14 protein-coding genes are annotated in these 18,490 nt (G+C 67.5%); 9 read left to right on the top strand and 5 right to left on the bottom strand.

All coding sequences use genetic code 11. From position 1 onward, the window contains the following. Nucleotides 1-339: 339 nt before the first annotated feature. The 4 genes from mnmG to KIT25_23260 are packed head-to-tail and all read left to right on the top strand — an operon-like array spanning nt 340 to nt 4,597. Nucleotides 340-2,244, top strand: coding sequence for a tRNA uridine-5-carboxymethylaminomethyl(34) synthesis enzyme MnmG (mnmG, locus tag KIT25_23275; protein ID UYN94902.1), 1,905 nt, complete (start codon nt 340-342; stop codon nt 2,242-2,244). Further along, a complete protein-coding gene (gene rsmG, locus KIT25_23270; GenBank protein UYN94901.1) occupies nt 2,244-2,882 on the top strand; it encodes a 16S rRNA (guanine(527)-N(7))-methyltransferase RsmG in 639 nt (212 codons plus the stop codon). Before mnmG ends, rsmG begins: the two co-directional genes overlap by 1 nt. Continuing rightward, complete coding sequence (locus KIT25_23265; protein ID UYN98040.1) at nt 2,827-3,660, top strand: ParA family protein; 834 nt, start codon at nt 2,827-2,829, stop codon at nt 3,658-3,660. The genes rsmG and KIT25_23265 overlap by 56 nt, the downstream gene beginning before the upstream one ends. A gap of 10 nt (nt 3,661-3,670) precedes the next feature. Next, complete coding sequence (locus tag KIT25_23260; protein UYN94900.1) at nt 3,671-4,597, top strand: ParB/RepB/Spo0J family partition protein; 927 nt, start codon at nt 3,671-3,673, stop codon at nt 4,595-4,597. A gap of 26 nt (nt 4,598-4,623) precedes the next feature. On the opposite strand, the gene KIT25_23255 is transcribed toward KIT25_23260, so the two are convergent. Beyond that, entirely contained in the window at nt 4,624-8,343 is a 3,720-nt protein-coding gene (locus KIT25_23255) for a PAS-domain containing protein (GenBank protein ID UYN94899.1), read from the bottom strand. Between the two features lie 221 nt (nt 8,344-8,564). Between KIT25_23255 and KIT25_23250 the strand changes: the two genes are divergently transcribed. The 4 genes from KIT25_23250 to KIT25_23235 all read left to right on the top strand — a co-directional run bounded on the left by KIT25_23250 (nt 8,565) and on the right by KIT25_23235 (nt 10,967). Further along, a complete protein-coding gene (locus tag KIT25_23250) occupies nt 8,565-8,828 on the top strand; it encodes a hypothetical protein (protein ID UYN94898.1) in 264 nt (87 codons plus the stop codon). Nucleotides 8,829-9,016: 188 nt separating this feature from the next. Beyond that, nucleotides 9,017-9,739 (top strand): response regulator, encoded by a 723-nt coding sequence (locus KIT25_23245; GenBank protein UYN94897.1) that lies wholly within the window; start codon nt 9,017-9,019, stop codon nt 9,737-9,739. Nucleotides 9,740-9,780: 41 nt separating this feature from the next. Next, complete coding sequence (locus tag KIT25_23240) at nt 9,781-10,155, top strand: ferritin (GenBank protein UYN94896.1); 375 nt, start codon at nt 9,781-9,783, stop codon at nt 10,153-10,155. Beyond that, on the top strand, nt 10,152-10,967 hold the full coding sequence (locus tag KIT25_23235) for a bacteriocin family protein (GenBank protein ID UYN94895.1): 816 nt from the start codon (nt 10,152-10,154) through the stop codon (nt 10,965-10,967). Before KIT25_23240 ends, KIT25_23235 begins: the two co-directional genes overlap by 4 nt. Here the strand turns inward: KIT25_23235 and KIT25_23230 are convergent. The 3 genes from KIT25_23230 to KIT25_23220 all read right to left on the bottom strand — a co-directional run bounded on the left by KIT25_23230 (nt 10,906) and on the right by KIT25_23220 (nt 15,208). After that, entirely contained in the window at nt 10,906-11,964 is a 1,059-nt protein-coding gene (locus tag KIT25_23230) for a DNA polymerase III subunit delta (protein ID UYN94894.1), read from the bottom strand. The two genes, KIT25_23235 and KIT25_23230, sit on opposite strands and share 62 nt — an antisense overlap. A 7-nt stretch (nt 11,965-11,971) precedes the next feature. Then, nucleotides 11,972-14,566, bottom strand: a complete 2,595-nt coding sequence (gene leuS, locus KIT25_23225) for a leucine--tRNA ligase (protein ID UYN94893.1) — start codon at nt 14,564-14,566, stop codon at nt 11,972-11,974. Between the two features lie 99 nt (nt 14,567-14,665). Further along, nucleotides 14,666-15,208: a DUF3576 domain-containing protein gene (locus KIT25_23220; protein UYN94892.1), complete on the bottom strand. Its 543-nt coding sequence runs from the start codon at nt 15,206-15,208 to the stop codon at nt 14,666-14,668. Between the two features lie 429 nt (nt 15,209-15,637). Between KIT25_23220 and KIT25_23215 the strand changes: the two genes are divergently transcribed. Continuing rightward, a complete protein-coding gene (locus KIT25_23215; GenBank protein UYN94891.1) occupies nt 15,638-16,999 on the top strand; it encodes a porin in 1,362 nt (453 codons plus the stop codon). 126 nt (nt 17,000-17,125) lie between these two features. On the opposite strand, the gene KIT25_23210 is transcribed toward KIT25_23215, so the two are convergent. Next, complete coding sequence (locus KIT25_23210) at nt 17,126-18,349, bottom strand: tetratricopeptide repeat protein (protein ID UYN94890.1); 1,224 nt, start codon at nt 18,347-18,349, stop codon at nt 17,126-17,128. Between the last annotated feature and the right edge of the window lie 141 nt (nt 18,350-18,490).

Raw genomic sequence — 18,490 nt, 5'->3', positions numbered from 1 at the left:
AGGCGAAGCATTGCCACGTCCGGGCCTGCGGCAGTTTTGGCGATTTTGGCAGTTTTGGCAGGCACCCCCGGATACCTCCCTCGATGTCCCAGTGAGACATTTGGTGGAATATCAAATGATATCAATGGGTTGGCGTGTCTCGCCGGGTGAGACACCGGTGAGACATCGGCCCGTGGATGAGTGGACACTGTGGACTCGGGTGGACGGCGAGGATTCGTGGACGAATCGCCTCGGATGCCCGTGGCATCGGCATCCGAGCCGTCCACCCGGTGTGGACTGGGCGAGAACGGCCGCCCGCCCTTGACCCGGCCGCCGCCTTCCCCGACTTAAGCGTCCGCGATGCCGGGTTTTTCCTATGACGTGATCGTGGTGGGCGGCGGCCATGCCGGCTGCGAGGCGGCGGCCGCGTCGGCGCGCCTTGGCGCGCGCACGCTGCTGCTCACCCATCGCCTCGATACGATCGGGGAAATGTCCTGCAATCCGGCGATCGGGGGGCTCGGCAAGGGCCATCTGGTGCGCGAGATCGATGCGCTCGACGGTGTCATGGGGCGGGCCATCGACCGGGCGGGCATCCAGTTCCGCACCCTCAATCTTTCCAAGGGACCCGCCGTGCGCGGTCCGCGCGCCCAGGCCGATCGCCAGCTCTACCGCCAGGCCGTGCAGGAGCTGCTGGCGGCGCAGGCCGGCCTCGAGATCCGGGGCGAGGCGGTGGCCGATATTCTGCTCGATGCGCGCGGCGCGTGTATCGGCGTGCTCACGGAGAGCGGCGTCGAGATTGCCGCGGGGCGGGTCGTGCTGACCACGGGCACGTTCCTCCGAGGCCTGATTCATCTGGGTGAAATGACGATCCCGGCCGGGCGCGCGCGCGGCCAGCGCGACGGCGTGCCAGCCGATCTCGCGGCCGATGCGGTCGAGGCGCCGTCGACGGCGCTCGCGCAAAAGTTGCATACTCTCGGCTTCGCGCTGGGGCGGCTCAAGACCGGCACGCCGGCGCGGCTCGACGGCCGCACCATCGACTACGCCTCGCTCGAGCGCCAGGACGGCGACGATCCGCCGGTGCCCTTCTCGTACCTGACGGACAGGATCACGACGCCGCAGATCGCCTGCCACATCACGTCGACGACGGCGACGACGCACGACATCATCCGCGCCAACCTGCACCGCGCGCCGATGTATTCCGGCCAGATCGAAAGCGTGGGGCCACGCTATTGCCCGTCGATCGAGGACAAGGTCGTCCGTTTCGGCCAGCGTGAGCGGCACCAGATCTTCCTCGAGCCCGAGGGGCTGGACGATCCGACCGTGTATCCCAACGGCATTTCGACCTCCCTGCCGCGCGAGGTGCAGCTCGCCCTGCTGCAGACCATCCCGGGTCTGGAGCGGGCAGCCATGCTGCGGCCGGGGTATGCCATCGAATACGATCATATCGACCCGCGGGAGCTTCATCCGACCCTGGAAACGCGGCGGGTGCCGGGTCTCTACATGGCCGGCCAGATCAACGGCACGACCGGGTACGAGGAAGCGGCCGCGCAAGGGCTGATCGCGGGGCTGAATGCCGCCTTGGCGGCGGCCGGATCGGCGCCCTTCACCGTCGACCGCGCCGACGGCTATCTCGGTGTTTTGATTGACGATTTGGTCAGCCTGGGCGTGACCGAGCCCTACCGTATGTTCACCTCCCGGGCGGAGTACCGGCTGTGGCTGCGGGCCGACAATGCCGATCAGCGGCTGACACCTCTGGGCCTCGCGACCGGCTGCATCGGCAGCCGGCGCGCCGAGATGTTCCACGTGAAACAATCGCGGTTGGCGGCGGCGCGGCGGCTGGCAACGGATCTCAAGGCGACACCCAGCGCCCTGGCCAGGCGCGGGGTCTCGATCAACCAGGACGGCGTGCCGCGCTCTGCCTTGGAATTGCTGGCCTATCCGGACATCGATTGGCCGCGTCTGGCGGCCCTATGGCCGGAACTGGCTACTATCCCTGGTGATATCGTCGAACAACTGACCATTGATGCCCGCTATGAGGGGTATCTGGGGCGTCAACGTCAGGATATCGCCGCCTACCGCCGGGACGAGGCGCTGGCGCTGCCGGCGGACCTCGACTATGCGGCCATCGGCAGCCTGAGCAATGAGGTTCGCCAAAAGCTGCAGAGCCACAAGCCGGCGACCCTCGGCCAGGCCGCTCGGATCTCGGGGGTTACGCCGGCTGCCCTGGTTGCGCTCCTGAAGCACGTCCGCCGCCGGGCCGCCTGATGCGCGGGATTGGGCTCGATGTTCCACGTGGAACGATCGACCAGCTCGAGGCCATGGTCGAGACCCTGGCCAAGTGGCAGAAGGCCATCAATCTGGTCAGCCGGAGCACCCTCGACGATGCCTGGAGCCGGCATGTCGTGGATTCGGCGCAAGTGGCATCGCATATTCCCTCCGACGCCAGATCCCTGGTCGATCTCGGCAGCGGCGCCGGCTTCCCCGGCCTGGTTCTCGCCGCCATCCGGCCCGACCTCGACGTCACACTGATCGAATCGGATGCCCGCAAGGCCGCCTATCTGGGCGAAGCCGCGCGGCGCATGGGCCTGGCGAAGCCGCCCAGGATCGTTGTCGGCCGGATCGAGACGGCGCCGCCGGCCAACGCCGACGTCGTGACCGCGCGCGCCCTGGCCCCGCTCGGCCAGCTTCTCGGCTGGGCCGCGCCGCACCGCTCCGCACGCGCTATTTGCCTTTTCCACAAGGGCAAAGACTGGCAGGCCGAGTTGACCGAGGCCCTCGCGGACTGGGAAATAGACGCCCAACCCCTCCCCAGCGTGACGGACCGTGACGGCGTCCTCCTCAGAATCGATCGCTACCGGCCCAAGGATCTTCGCGATCGCCAACCAGAAGGGCGGCGTCGGTAAGACCACGACCGCCATCAACCTCGCCACCGCGCTGGCGGCGGTCGGCGAGAAGGTCCTGCTGATCGATCTCGATCCCCAGGGCAACGCCTCGACCGGTCTGGGCATCGCGCGCAACGAGCGTTCGCCCGGCTCCTATGAATTCCTGCTCGGCCTGTCGCCGCTCGACGACTGCGTCAGGCCCTCGCAGATCCCCGGCCTCTCCGTGATGCCGGCAAATGTCTCGCTCGCCGGCGCCGAGATCGAGCTGATCGACATGGAGCGCCGCGAGCATCGCCTCGCCGATGCGCTGGCGAGCGGCGACGGCGCGGCGCGGCAGCGATGGGACACCATCCTCGTCGACTGTCCGCCATCGCTGGGCCTGGTGACGCTCAACGCGTTGGTCGCCGTCGATGCCGTGCTGGTGCCGCTGCAAGCCGAGTTCCTGGCGCTCGAGGGCATCGGCGCACTCGGCAACACCGTGGAGAGGATCAGGAAACGTCTCAACCCCAAGTTGCACATCGCCGGCGTCGTGCTGACCATGGTCGATCGCCGCATGACGCTCAGCCAGCAGGTCGAGGCCGATGTACGCGCCCATTTCGGCGATCTCGTCTTCGGCACCACCATCCCGCGCAACGTGCGCATCGCCGAAGCGCCGTCGCACGGCTTGCCGGTGCTGATCTACGACAATGCCTGCGCCGGCGCGCAGGCCTACATCCTGCTGGCGAGCGAGTTCATTCGCCGCCGGCGCACCGCCGCGGAAGCGGCCAATCGACAAGCTCCCGCAACAGGTTCGCCATGAGTCAGCCGTCATGAGTCAGCCTCCCAGGCCGCGCGGTCTTGGCCGCGGTCTCTCCGCCCTGCTCGGCGACGAAGACGTCGCCGCCGCCGTGGCGCCGGTGCCCGCCCCGCCGCGCGCTGAGGCCGCGCCGCCCTCGCGGCCCGCCTCGCGTGCCCCGATGAGCTTGCCGATCACCCACCTGCGCGCCGGCCGCTACCAGCCGCGTACGACGTTCGACAATCTCGATTCGCTGGTCGACTCGGTTCGCCAGCATGGGTTGCTCCAGCCCATTCTCGTGCGGCCGCTGCCGGGCGAGGCGAGCGCCTACGAAATCGTCGCCGGCGAGCGCCGCTGGCGCGCCGCGCAGAAGGCGCAATTGCACGAGGTTCCCGTCGTGTTGCGCAGCCTCGACGACTTCGAGGCCCTGCAGCTCGCCCTGGTCGAGAACCTTCAGCGCGCCGACCTGACGGCGATCGACGAGGCCAAGGGCTACCATCGCCTGCACACGGAGTTCGGGCAAACCCAGGAGGAGATCGCCGCGAGGGTCGGCAAGAGCCGGCCGCATGTCGCCAATGTCATGCGCCTGCTCGACCTTCCGCCTGGCGTGCAGGACATGATCCAGCGCGGCGACCTGACGTTCGGTCACGGCCGTGCGTTGCTCGCCTTTCCCGATCCCGCCGCGACGGCCGAGCGGGCGATCAAGGACAAGCTCAGCGTCCGCGATCTCGAACGGCTGGCGGCAGAGGAGAAGAAGCCGTCGGTGGCAAAGGGCCCGCGCAAGGCCCCGGCGGGCGCCAAGACCGCCGACACCCGCGCGCTCGAAAAGCGCATCGAGGAAGCGCTCGGCCTGAAGGCCAGCCTTTCCCTGAAGGGCGCCGGCGAACAAAGCCTGCTCACCCTCGAGATCCGCGACTTCGATCAGCTCGACACGGTGGTGGAGCGCCTGACGCGGCGGTGACGGGATGACGGTTTTCGGCTGACCGTCTACGCGTCGTCGAGTTCGGCGCCGACGCGGCGCCACTCGGCCTGCAGCGGCCCGACATCGTCAGCCTGCCCGGACTGTTCCAGCACGGCCGCGAGGTCGCCGAGCCGCAAGGCGCCGGCGGCGCGCGCCGCGCCCTTCAGCTTGTGAGCGAGCTCGCGCAGTTCCCTGGCGTCGTTCCGGGCCGCCGCGATCTCTTCGACCAGCCTTGTGCCGGCTTGCCGGAACCGCCCCAGCACTCGGGCGATCGCCGTCGGACTGCCGCCAAACATCTCGGCAATGATCGACCGATCGATGGCGGGCCCTTCGGCAGACGACCGCTCGGGCACCGGCGCGTCGCCGGCTGGCGCGGCCATCCAGCGCGCCAGTGCGTTGCGCAGGCGGTCGAGGGTCAGCGGCTTGGTGAGATAGTCGTCCATGCCGGCGGCGATGCAGCGCTCGGCCTCGCCCTTCAGCGCGTTCGCCGTCAGGGCAAGGATGGGCGTGCGCCGCCCTCCCGGCCGCCCGCCCTCCTCGGCGCGGATGTGACGCGTGAGCTCGAAGCCGTCCATGTCGGGCATATGGATGTCGGTCAGGATCAGCGCGTAGTCGCGCTGGCGCCAGAGATTCAGGGCCTCCAGGCCGTTGGCCGCGGTGTCCAGCTCGGCTCCCAGGACCTCGAACTGTTCCGCCAGCACGTCGAGATTGACCTCGTAGTCGTCCACGGCGAGCACGCGCAGGCCGCCGGCGGGTAGCGCCATCGGCTCGGTGCGCACGAGCGGCGCCGGCGCTTCGGTCATCCGCCTCATTCTCAGTGTCACCGTGAAGGTCGATCCCTTGCCGGGCGCGCTCTCGACGGCGACGTCCCCGCCCATCAGCTGGGCCAGTCGCCGCACGATCGAGAGGCCGAGGCCCGTGCCGCCATAGCGACGGGTCGTGGAACTGTCGGCCTGTGAGAATGGCTGGAAGAGGCGGGCCTGCTGGACGGCATCCATGCCGATGCCGGTGTCTCTGACCGACAGCGCCAGAGTGACGGTCCGTGCGTCGACCGCGAGCGGCCGGGCGCGAACCGTGATGGCGCCCTCGTCGGTGAACTTGACGGCGTTTCCGATCAGGTTGAACAGGATCTGCCGCAGCCGAGTCACGTCCGCCAACACCGCGTCGGGCGTGTCCGGCTCGACGGCGGCATTGATCTCGAGCCCCTTCGCCTCGACCTGCACCGACAGCGTCTCGACGGTGCCCTCGATCACCGCGCGCAGGGAGCATGGCGCCTCCTCGAGCTCCATGTGGCCCGCCTCGATCTTCGAGAAGTCGAGCACGTCGTCGATGATGCGCAACAGCGCGGCCGACGAGCTGCGCACCATGCGGACCAGGCGCTTCTGCCGGTCGTTCAACGGCTCGCGCTCGAGCAGCTCCGCCGTGCCGACGACGCCGTTCATCGGCGTGCGGATCTCGTGGCTCATCGTGGCGAGGAAGGTCGACTTCGCCTGGTTGGCCGCCTGCGCCTCGTCGCGGGCGCGCTCGAGTTCCTCCTGCTGTTCCTTGAGTTCCGTGATGTCGCGATAGGTCAGCAGGATCTCGCCGTTCTCCAGCCGGTGCGCCTTGAATTCGACGATGCGCCCGGACGCCGTGCGCCGGATGTAGGAGCTGTCCTGGCCGCGGCGGGCCAGTTCCATGCTGTGGTCGACGACCGCCTGCTCCTCCGCGGTGGCGAAATCGCCCCTCTGCTTCTGGAAGGCGCGGATATCTGCGCTGCGGACGCCGACATGGGCGATCTCGGCGGGCACGCCGAGCAGGTGGCGCACGCGATCGCTGTCGATCGCCCACCGCTCCTCGTGGTCGAGCAGCATCACGCCGTCGGCCATGTTGTCGAGCACCATCTGCAGGCGATCGCGCGCACGGGTGGCGGCCTGCTCGCTCTCGCGCAGCTCCGTGACATCGCGATAGATCGCGATCAGCCGGCCATCCGGGATCGGCTGGAAATTGAACTCGACGATGCGCCCCGATGCGGTGCGCCGCTCGTAGCGATTGCCACCGGGCTTCAGCATCGCCTCGGCGCGTTCCTTCACCATGCGATCGACATCGGCCTCGGTCGGTGCCGGCCCGAAATCGCCGCGCCGCGCCTGGTAGCGCAGGATGTCGTAGCCCGAAGCGCCGGGATAGCCGACATCGGGCGGCAGGCGCTGGAAGGCGACGAGCTGGCGATTGGTGAAGCGCCAGGTGAAGTCGGCGTCGAACATCATCACGCCGTCGGACATGTTGTCGAGGACGGTCTGCAGTGTGAGGCGCGTGCTCTCGGACTCCGCTTGCGCGGCCTTGATGCGCTCCTCCTGCTCCACGATGTCGGTGATGTCGCGATGGATGGTGAGGACGCGCCCGTCGGCGAGGCGTCGATAGGTGACCTCGACGGTGCGGCCGATGACGGTGCGCCGCCGCTCGGGAGGCTGATCGGCCTGGTTGAAACGGGCCACGCGGCTGGCGATCCAGCCATCGAGCCCGCCGGGCAGCTGCTCGATCGGACCATAGTCGCCGCGCATCGCACGGTAACGGACGATGTCCGAGAAGGTGGGCAAGGTGGCGAGCAACTGATCGGAGATGTCGTGCAGCCGGGCCATGGCGCGGTTCTGGTAGACCCACCGCCCGTCCGATTCGTAGAGCAGGACGCCGTCGGTCATGTTGTCGAAGACGGACTGCAGCACGGATCGCGACTGGGTTGCCTCCTTTTCACGCCGCTTCAATTCGGAAATGTCGATGACCGTGGTGACGGTTCCCCCGCGCGCGGTGCGGCGGGCTTGGCCGCGCATCCACAGATCGGGGCCGGCGCGATACTCCGACGTCCCGCCCGTGGTGTAGAGCGCGATCGCCGCATCGATGAAGGTCTGCTCGCCATCCGCCTGGGTCAGGGCGACGGGGGCATCGAAGGCGATGGCATGCATGGCCTGCCGGAAGTCGGCCCCCGGCGTCGTCGCCGCCGGAAGGTTCTGGACCAGAGCGCGATACGCCTGGTTGCTCATCACCAGCCGGTCGCCGGCATCCCACAGGGCTGTGGCGATCGGCAGGCTGTCGAGTGCGTCGTTCAGTGTGTCGCGGGCGGCGCGGGCGTCCGCTTCCGCCGCGGCATGGCGGCGCGCCAGGTCCTCGTTGGCGATGGTCAGCGCCACCTGCTCGCGCTGGGCGCGATACTGCGGCCGGTTCTGCAGCATGAGCGCGAGCAGATAGACCATCACGCCCGCGGCCATGGCGTAGGACAACTCGTCGCCGACCCGCACGAGGCCGATCGCCACCAGGATCAGGGAAAGGCCGGCGAAGCCGACATAGCTTCGCTGCTCGTAGAGCCGGCCCGGCGCCAGCGCGGCGGAGACCATCAGCGCGGCGACGACAACGATCCGTTCCTGAGGAAAGGGCAATTCGACCAGCAAGGCACCGCCGCCGCCATAGGACAATCCCGTCAGGGTCGAACACGTGATGTAGAGGCGCCGCCAACCCTCGATGGAGCGGGCATGAGGGTCGGCCTGGTAGAGGCGGGCCAGGCCGAGAAATCCGGCCATCGCGATCGCATGCAGCGCCAAGGGAAGAAGGATCATCCAGGCCGGCGCGGAGCCGCCATAGACCAGGGCGAGGATCAGCCACAGCAGCAGCGACATCACTCGCAGCGCGACGTTCCCGGTCATCAACCGGTCCGTCATGACTCGCTCGATACGTTCCTGATCGGGCTGGACGGCGGTATTCGCCGGATCGCTCATGTCTACATCGTCTACCCCTCGTGTTTCCCGTTGGTAACGCGAGGCGACGGAAATGTTTCGTGGGTTACGCGAGAACGCCCGAAGCGGTCGTCCGTGGCAGCGCGAAACACACGAAACCAAACGCCAGCACGACGCAATCTCGACGAAACGGCCGGCCTCTAGAAAGGCCGCACAGGCAGAGGCGCTCCGGCGCCGCACAACAAGCCAACGAGGAGATACCGATGCGCGCCACGACCAGCCAGCCGCTGAACCCGGTTCTGAAGAACATGATGATCCTGTTCGGCTCGGGCGTCGTCGCGGCGCTGCTCAGCACCAACGTCTACGGCGCCACCTTGGCGCTCGACGAGCCGGCGTCGCCCGCCCCCGTGATCGCGAGCGCCCCCGCCAAGGCCGACGACGTGGCGGCGGCTGCGGCGCTGCGCGCCATGCTGTCGGGCCAGCGTCAGCTCATGGGCACGGTCCCGGTCGACAATAGCCGGCGCTGATCGCTCGAAACCCCTTCCCATCGCCGGTCCACACCGCCGGCGTTCCAAGACCGGTTCCCTCCCATCCACCGGTCGCCAGCGGCGCCCCCTGTCGGGGCGTCGTTGTGCATCTGGCTACATCGACCCGGTTTCGGTTGTGCGCTGCAACGTCTGGTCGCTGGCAGAACGAGCGGCTAGGTTAGGATGCGATGATTCGGTCCAAAGACACCCGCCCCCACGTGATCGTCGTCGAGGACGAGCAGTTCCAGCGCGAGACCCTGGTCGACTTCCTGGGCGACAACGGCTACCGGGCCTCGGGCGTGGAGTCGGGAGCTGCGCTGCGCAAGCTGGTCGAGAAGGATCCGCCCGCCCTCGTGCTGCTCGATCTGCGCCTGCCGGGCGGCGAGGACGGCTTCTCGCTGGCGCGGTTCCTGCGCGAGCGCAGCCGCAAGGTCGGCATCATCATGGTGACGGCCAGCGGCGATACCGTCGACCAGGTGGTCGGATTGGAAACCGGCGCCGACGACTATGTCGCCAAACCCTATGAAACGCGCGCCCTCCTGGCCCGCATGAAAGCGGTGTTGCGACGGGCGGGTGGCGCGGCGGCCGCCACCCCGACGGAACGGATTCGCATGGGCAAGTGCCTGCTCGACATCGAGGCGCGCCGGATGTCGACCCTCGACGGCGAGGAAATCCCGCTGCGAGCGGGTGAATTCGAGCTCCTCAAGATCTTTGCCGAGAATCCCAATCGGCCTCTCAGTCGCGATTGGCTGCTGGAGACCACCAGCCATCGTGAAATGGAGGCCTTCGATCGTGCCATCGACATCCGCATCTTGCGCATCCGACGCAAGATCGAGGTCGATCCCGCCCATCCGACGTCGATTCGTACCGTGCGAGGCGCCGGGTACATGTTCGTCCCGCCAGAAGACTGACGCACCTGCAACCGCCCCAAGGCTCTCGCGTTAGCGCCTTCATGGCCAGCGAGACCCTCCATGAAGATCCTGAGCTGCTCGGGCCCGACATCGTCGACCAGCACCGCGCCATCGTCTCCCTGATGGAGGAGTTGGAGGCGGTGGATTGGTACAATCAGCGCGCCAAGGCAGCCCAGGACGCCGAGCTGCGCGCCCTGCTCGAGCACAATCGCGACGAAGAGAAGGAACATGCCGCGATGGCGCTGGAGTGGCTCCGCCGTCGCGATCCCGCTCTCGACGAGCACCTCCGCACCTATCTTTTCACGACCGCCCCGGTCACCGAGATCGAGCACGCCGCCGAAGCTGACGGCGGGGAGCGTGAGCCGGCGCCGGACGGCAGCCTCGGCATCGGCAGTCTGCGCGGGGTGAAGCCATGAGCCATCTCTTTCGCGAGAAGGCTCCGATCACGCCGGCCGGCTGGGCCGAGATCGAGAAGGAGGCGAAGCGGACCTTGCATGCCCTGCTCGCCGCCCGCCGTGTCGTCGATTTTCGGGGACCGCTGGGCTGGGCCGCCTCGGATGTCGAGCTCGGCCGGGCCGACCCGATCGCCTCGCCGCCCGGCGGCACCGAGATGCAGGCACGCTTGCGCCGCATCCAGCCTCTGGTCGAACTGCGCATCCCCTTCGAGGTCGGCCGCGCCGAACTCGACGCCATCGATCGCGGGGCGCGCGATCCCGATCTCGATGCGGTGACGGCCGCCGCGCGCGCGATCGCCATCGCCGAGGACCGTTCGGTGTTCCACGGCTACGATGCCGCGCAGATCGTCGGCGTGTGCCAGGCGAGCGTGGACAGGAGCGTGGCGCTCGGGTCGAGTCACGGCGATTATCCGAGCGCCGTCGCGAACGCCCTGACCCGGCTGCGCGACGAGGGTGTCGAAGGCCCTTTCTCGGTCGTGCTGAGCGAAGCGCTCCACAAGGACCTCGCCTCGCGCACCGACGGCGGCTATCCGATCCTCAACCATGTCAAGCGCCTGGTCGAGGGCGACATCGTCTCGGCGGCCGGCCTGGAAGGCGGGCTGGTGATCTCCCAGCGCGGTGGCGACTTCGAGCTGACGGTCGGCCAGGACTTCTCGATCGGCTATTTCGATCACGACCGCGATCGCGTGCGCCTCTACATCGAGGAGAGCTTCACCTTCCTTGTCCTGACCGAGCAGGCCGCGATTCCCCTCTCACCGACCGCGCGAGCCTGAAGCACAGGCGGCGCGCGATCGTCTGGTCGGGCAGTCCGGTGCTCTTGCACTCGATCTCGGCCTTGAGGATCTCCTGCAGGGCCGCGTTGAGCCGGCCGAGCGGCCAGCTTCGCAGGTGCCGCTCGAAACGCTGGCGCACCGGGCCGCCGCGCGGCAGGCCGCGTGCCTTGAACATCGCTGCTTCGAAACTGCTACCCTTGGCATGCGCCGAGACCAGGTCGAGCTGGTCGACATGGCGCTGGACGGCCCGCACCAGCTGGACGGCGTTGCCGCCCTCGGCGAACACCCGGTCGAGCGCGCGATCGAGCATGGCGACATTGCCGTCGAAGGTGGCGGCGATCACGTCGTCGATGCCGATGGCGGCGGTATCGCCTAGCACGGCGACGGCATCGTCGAGCGTGATCGTCCGGTCGCCGTCGCCGGCCTTGTAGAGCATCAGCTTGTCGATCTCGCTGCGGGTCTGGCCGCGGTCGCCGCCCAGCCTCTCGACGATCCAGTCGAGCGCGTCGGCATCGACCACCAGGCCCTGGCTGCGCGCGGCACTTTCCACCAGCCCCTGCAGCGCCTCGTCGGAATCCATGTAGCAGGGCATGGCGGCGAGGCAGGCCTCCGCCTCGGCCAGGCTGCGCAGGCCCGAGCGCGGCGTGAGATTGCCGCCTTCCAGCACGACCAGCGCGTCGCCCGCGGTCGCCGCCACCAGATTCTCGAGCGCCGCCACCGCCTCTTCGCCTGCCGGACGCACGCGGATCACCCGCCGCCCGCCCATCAGCGACATCGCCGAGAATTCATCGGCCAGCCGCGCCGGGTCGTTCTTCAAGGCGTCGCCGCCGATATCGACGACCCGGAACGGATCCTTGAGATCCTCGCACACCGACCGGGCGAGCCGCGCGGCGCGCTCAGCGACCAGCCCGTCGTCGTTGCCGTAGACGACCACGGCGCGAATCCGGGGATCCGGCTTCTTCAGGAAGGCTTCGGCCTGGCGCGGCTCGATCTTCACGGGGTCGTCACAGCACGACGTTGACGATCCGGTTGGGCACGACGATCACACGCTTGGGGGCCTTGCCGTCGAGGGCGCGCACGATCTCGGGCAGCGCCAGCGCCGTCCTCTCGGCCATGTCCTTCGGCGCATCCTTCGCGAGTTGAATCGTGGCGCGCAGCTTGCCGTTGGCCTGTACGGCGATGGTCACCGTGTCGTCGATCAGCAACGCCGGTTCCGCCACCGGCCAGGGCGCGTCGGCGAGCAGCGTCTTGTGGCCCAGCGCCTGCCACAGCTCCTCGGCGAGATGCGGCGTCATCGGGCCTATCAGGCGCACGAAGATCTCGAGCGCCTCGCGCGACGCCCATTTCGCCGGGGCGTCCGCGGCCTCGAACCCGCCGATCGTGTTGGCGAGCTCGTAGAGGCGTGCCACCGCCTTGTTGAAGTGGAACGCCTCGATATCCATCGAGACGCCGGCGATGGTCTTGTGCGCGGCGCGGCGCAGCTCGTTCGCGGCATCGCCGAACGCGGCGGGCCGGGCGGCGCCGGCGGCCGGCAGATCCGTCATCGCCTCGCTGGCGATGCGATGCAGCCGCTGCTGGAAGCGCCAGGCGCCGGTGACGCCCGCCTCGGTCCATTCGAGGTCGCGCTCGGGCGGGCTGTCCGACAGCATGAACCAGCGTGCCGTGTCGGCACCGTAGTCGCGGATGATCTGATCCGGATCGACGACGTTCTTCTTCGACTTGGACATCTTCTCCGACCGGCCGACCTCGACGGGCGACTTGTCCGAGATCCGCACGACCTTGCCGTCGATGCGCTCGATTTCCTCAGGCAACAACCATGTGCCGTCGGCGGCGCGGTAGGTCTCGTGACAGACCATGCCCTGCGTGAAGAGGCCGTCGAACGGTTCGTCGCGGCTGGTCATCTGCACCTCGCGCATGGCGCGGGTCCAAAAGCGCGAATAGAGCAGATGCAGGATCGCGTGCTCGACCCCGCCGATATACTGGTCGACCGGCATCCAGTAGTGATTCTCCTCGCGGTCGAACGGCGCGGTTTCGAGGCGCGGTGAGGTAAAGCGGTCGAAGTACCAGCTCGAATCGATGAAGGTGTCGAACGTGTCGGTCTCGCGCCGGCCGGGCTTGCCGCATTTCGGGCAGGCGACGTGCTTCCAGGTCGGATGGCGGTCGAGCGGATTGCCCGGCCGATCGAATTCGACATCGTCGGGCAATCTGACCGGCAGATCCTTCTCCGGCACCGGCACGACGCCGCAACTCTCGCAGTGTATCGCCGGGATCGGGCAGCCCCAGTAGCGCTGGCGCGACACCAGCCAGTCGCGCAGGCGATATTGCGTCGTGCCCGTGCCGACGCCGAGCTCTTCCAGCCGCGCGATGACGCGGGCCTTGGCCTCCTCGACGCCGAGCCCGTTCAGGAAGTCCGAATTCACGATGACGCCATCGTCGATGAAGGGCGCGGCCTGGATGTCGATCTTTTCCTTCGCGTCGGTCGGCGCCACGACCTGCAGGATCGGCAGGCCATACTTGCGCGCGAACTCGTGGTCGCGTTCATCGTGGCCGGGGCAGCCGAAGATCGCGCCGGTGCCGTACTCCATCAGCACGAAGTTGGCGGCATAGACCGGCAGGGTCTTACCGGGGATCAGCGGATGCCTGGCAAGCAGCGGCAGCCTGTAGCCCTGCTTCTCGGCGGTCTCGAGCTCGGCCGCGGCGGTGCCGGTCTTGCGGCATTCGGCGATGAAGCGCTGCAGCCCCTCGTCTTTGTCGGCAAGCCCGGCGACGACGGGATGTTCGGCCGACAGCGCCATGAACGACGCACCGAACAGCGTGTCGGGACGGGTCGTGAAGATTTCCAGTTTGCCGCGGTTTGCGCCCGAGGCATCCGTCAACTCGAAGAACAGGCGCGCGCCACGGCTCCTGCCGATCCAGTTGGCCTGCATCAGGCGCACCTTCTCCGGCCAGCGGTCGAGCGTGTCGAGCCTGCTCAGCAGTTCATCGGCGAAGTGCGTGATCTTGAGGTTCCACTGCGTCAGCTTGCGGCGCTCGACGACGGCGCCGGTGCGCCAGCCCTTGCCCTCGATCACCTGCTCGTTGGCCAGCACCGTATTGTCGACCGGATCCCAGTTGACCCAGGCCTCCTTGCGGTAGGCGAGGCCGGCCTTCCAGAAGTCGAGAAACATCTTCTGCTGGTGACCGTAATATTCGGGATCGCAGGTCGCGAGCTCGCGGCTCCAGTCGAGCGACAAGCCCATCGACTTGAGCTGGGCCTTCATGGCGGAGATGTTCTCGTAGGTCCATTTCTTGGGATGGACCTTCTTCTCCATCGCCGCGTTCTCGGCTGGCAGGCCAAACGCATCCCAGCCCATGGGGTGGAGGACGTTGAACCCTCTGGCGCGCTTGTAGCGGGCGATCACGTCGCCCTGCGTGTAGTTGCGCACGTGACCCATGTGGATGCGTCCCGACGGATAGGGAAACATTTCGAGCACGTAGTATTTCGGCTTGCCGCGATCCATCGTGGCGCGGAAGGTCTGCCGCTCGTCCCAGACCTTCTGCCACCTGGCTTCGGTCTCGCGGAAATTGTAGCGCGGGGCTTGCGACGCAGCGGACGACACGGCTGGCTCCAGACTCGACGGAAGTCGCAGCGGATGCCCGCTGCCACCGCGCACGTCAAGGGCCTCGGACGGTTTCGCGCCTCACCGACCGAAAGGCGACTAGCGGCCCTGGGCGATCCGCAGCTGACGCGCGCGAGTGAGGATCGCGTCCTCGATCTCGGTGTTGGTGCGCGGATCGACCTGGGCGTCGACCCAAGCGCCGCCGCGCGGTGAGGTCTGCTGCTTGAAGACCGAGACCCGCACGCCGTCCGCCCGCAATTCGCGGTCGAGGATGGTGATCTGGACCTTGATCCGCTCGTTGGGTGATTCGGCCGGCGTGTACCAGTCGGTGATGATCACCCCGCCGAAGGGATCGGCGGAGATCAGTGGAATGAAATTGATGGTGTCGAGGCTGGCCCGCCACAGGAAGGCATTGACGGCGACACCCGGGCCTTCATCGATCCGCTTCTCGGAGCGCGAGCCGAGCAGGCCGCCCGGGCCGAACAGGCTGCCCGTTTCCTGGTTGCGCCCGCCAATGCCGGCGGTGATGTCTCGCCGACTGCGGTCCCCGGAGGGCCCGGTCCTGGTCTCCTCGAGGCCGTCGCCTCCGCAGGCTGTTGCCAGGCAACCCGCCAGAGACACCACGACTATGGACCGAAACATTGTTGGCCGACCCGGCATGCTTACCTTTGGTACTTTCGTGCCCACCATTCGAGCGCATCGGTCAACGTTGCGGGAGACCCCTTGCGCCGGACGCGGGACCTTAGGCGCCGGACTTGCCGACTGCAAGCGCATGAACACAGGGAATTTATATGGTTGCTTGTGGGAACTAAATATTAGTTTCTTATAGCTACTTATTCGCTCGCCTTGATCAGTCGCTGAGCGCGGCTCGGCAAAATGTGACAAAGACGCCACAGGTTGGCGGAGAATCGTGCAACGCCGCGACCGTTTCTTGACCCCCGTTCGAACCCCATGGTTTTATGCGCCAGCCGTATTGGCGGGGGCAGTGCGTGGCTGCGTTCAGGCTTCCACATCCGCCGGTCGGACAGGCCTTTTGGTACGTACCAGTTTCTGATCAACGAGAGAGGGAGAATGATGAAAAAGCTTCTACTGGGTTCGACCGCCTTGGTCGCCGGTGGGCTGTTGGCCGCCCCGGCCATGGCCGCCGATCCGATCAAGATCGGCGTGGGCGGTTACTACCAATTCTACGCCATCGCCGGCGGTGTTGAAGGGACTTATGCGCCGAACGGCACGTCGGTTCAGTACAAGGGCCTGCAGTTCCAGCAGGAAGGTGAAATCCACTTCATCGGCCAGAGCAAGCTGGACAACGGCACGACCGTGGGTATCCACGTCGAGCTCGAGGGCTGGGACAGCACCCTGAACGGCCGCTACATCGACGAAGCCTTCATGTTCGCCTTCGGCGACTGGGGCCGCGTGGAAGTCGGCTCGCGCGACCAGGCGTCGTACCGCATGTACTACGGCTCGCCGTCGGCGCTGCTGGGCTGGGGCTTCTTCCAGCACAATAGCGCGTTCGCATGGATGAGCGCGGCGATGGCGAACAATCCGTCGGCCGGCGCGGCGACGTTCTTCACGATCGGCGGCTTCCATCAGGACGTCAATCGCATCAACTACTACACGCCGCGTTTCATGGGCCTGCAGCTTGGTGTCGGTTATGCGCCGAAGATCAATCTCGGCGTGAATGCGATGCTGAGCGGCGGCATGGCGCCCGGCCCGGGCACCGGCGGCGGCATCTGCGGCGCGAACGACGCCACGACCATGGCGAACTGCCCGACCAACGACAACTCGTGGCAGGATGCGTTCGACATCGGCGTGAACTACCTGAACAAGTTCGGCAATTTCACCGTCGCTCTGTTCGGTGCGTTCCAGTACGCGAGCTTCAACCCGAGCAACAACATCCTGGCCGCGAACAACGCCAACCTGATCACCGGCGCCAACCTCGCTTCCTGGAAGCAGTGGGTGGTCGGTGCGCAGTTCGGCTATGCCGGGTTCACCTTGGGCGGTTCGGTCGGCTACGACAACAACGGCCTCGGTGGCAACTACTACACCGGCGGCGACAGCGACAGCCGCAAGTACACGGTCGGCCTGATGTACGCGACCGGCCCGTGGCAGATGTCGGTGGGCTGGGGCGGTGTCCGCACCAACAACGGCAACGGCGCACGCACGCTGACGAACGTGGTGCAAGGCACCACCAGTGGCCTGGCGTACGCGGCCATCCCGGGCAGCACGATCCTGAACTTCGGTACGGACCCGTTGGCGGGCGCGGCCGTGTTCGGCAACTACTCGACCGACAAGTTCGAGGTCGGTGTCAACTACGCCCTCGGACCGGGCATCAAGCTGGTCGGCGGCGGCATCATGTGGAACGTCAGCGGCCCGGTGAACGGCTCGCAAGGCCAGTCCTGGGGCCTCATGATGGGCATGGACCTGCGCTTCTAGCCGCGGGCCCTGTCGGAAATCGGAGAGAGCGGGCGAGAGCCCGCTCTCTTCATTTGTGAGCGTCCCTTGGATGCGCGCAGTCCGGAGTTTCGCATATGACTCGAAGGAATACCGCCCGCCAAATATCTAGACCCGCCGCGTGCGCCGAAAGAGCATGGTGACATTGCGCCGCCGGTTCTCGAAGCCCTCGGCGAAGCGTCCTGCGGCGGTCTGGTGGAAGAGCGAACCCCGAAAAAGAAGGGCGCGGTTCTCGCGGTAGGCGAAGGAACGCCGGCGGGCGCCAGCCTGGTCGAGGAACATGCGGATGCGATGAGCGCCCGAATTGTACTCGGCGAAGGTCCAGTCGGCCGGCGCAGCGACGTCCCAGAGGTCGAGGCCACCGCGTTCGGGTTCGAGATTTGCGGCGTCCGGCGTCAACCACATGTTGAGGCTGATGTCGGACTGGTCGGCATGAATGTCGGTGCCCGGACGCTGGTGCTGGTAGACGAAGCCCCACCAGTAGGTCAGATGGTGCCCGGCCAGCAGTTCCGGCAGCGCGCGCTTGAGTTCGGCGCCGACTTGCAGCAGCAGCTCGTTGAAAAAGCCGTGCTCGGCCAGCCCGCCGATGTAGCCGTGCCGGTTGGGCTGGCGCCAGACGGTCGACAACAGCATGAAGCGTTGCAGCTGCGCCAGTGCCTGCGGGGACAGGAAGTCGTCGACGCAGGCCATGCCGCTCTCCGCATGAAAGCGATGGGCCACCTCGGTCCAGTCGTTGCGGCTCGAAAGGCACGAGGGCGGCGCCGGTTCGTCGTGCCACAGTACGGGCGGCTGGGCGAGAACGCGCCCCAGCTCGCCGTCGACACTGGCCGAGGGCACGATCGTGCCCGCCTTGTCGAGGGCCTCGCCGAGGCGGCGGCGCATCTCCTCGCGGTTCGCCACCGATCCGGGAAGCAGATCGCCTGTGGCGCCGCCGCGCGCCGCCTCGATGTAGGCGAGCTGCTCGAGATTGTGGAGGGCGTAGTGCATGGGCACCGGCCCGCCGGGGAGCGCCGGGAGCTGCGCGACATGGAGATCGAGCGCGGCACGGAAGTCGGCGAGCGCCGCCGCGCGATCGTCGAGCGCCGCGTTCACGCGGCCCAGCATGAAGCGCGCGCCCGGTCGTTGAGGGTCGGCGTCGATGACTTGCCGCAGGTTTCGTGCCGCGGCTTCGAGATCGCCGAGCTGAAGAAGAACCGACGCCAAGGCAAGCCGGCGCGGAATCGAAGGTTCCCGGGCGGTCAACGACGCCAGAGCCGCCGCCGCGTCGGCATAGCGGCCGACCATGATGTGGCGCTCCACACCCTTCGGTACCGGCAACTCACGTGGCGGCATAGGTCGCACTGTGCCACCGGTCCGGCGCCATCGTCCACGGCTGCTTGCCGTCCCGGCGGCCGATGCGGATACCTTCAAGGAATCGTCCTTGGGAGGGGCCGGTGAGCGTCCGCTCTCCCCTGATCGAAAGGTCTGGGCCAG

It is taken from the genome of Enhydrobacter sp. (genome assembly GCA_025808875.1).
In the GTDB taxonomy this organism is placed as follows: Bacteria; Pseudomonadota; Alphaproteobacteria; order Reyranellales; family Reyranellaceae; genus Reyranella.
Note: the sequence above shows the minus strand (reverse complement) of the source record. Positions and strands in the feature narration are given on the sequence as shown.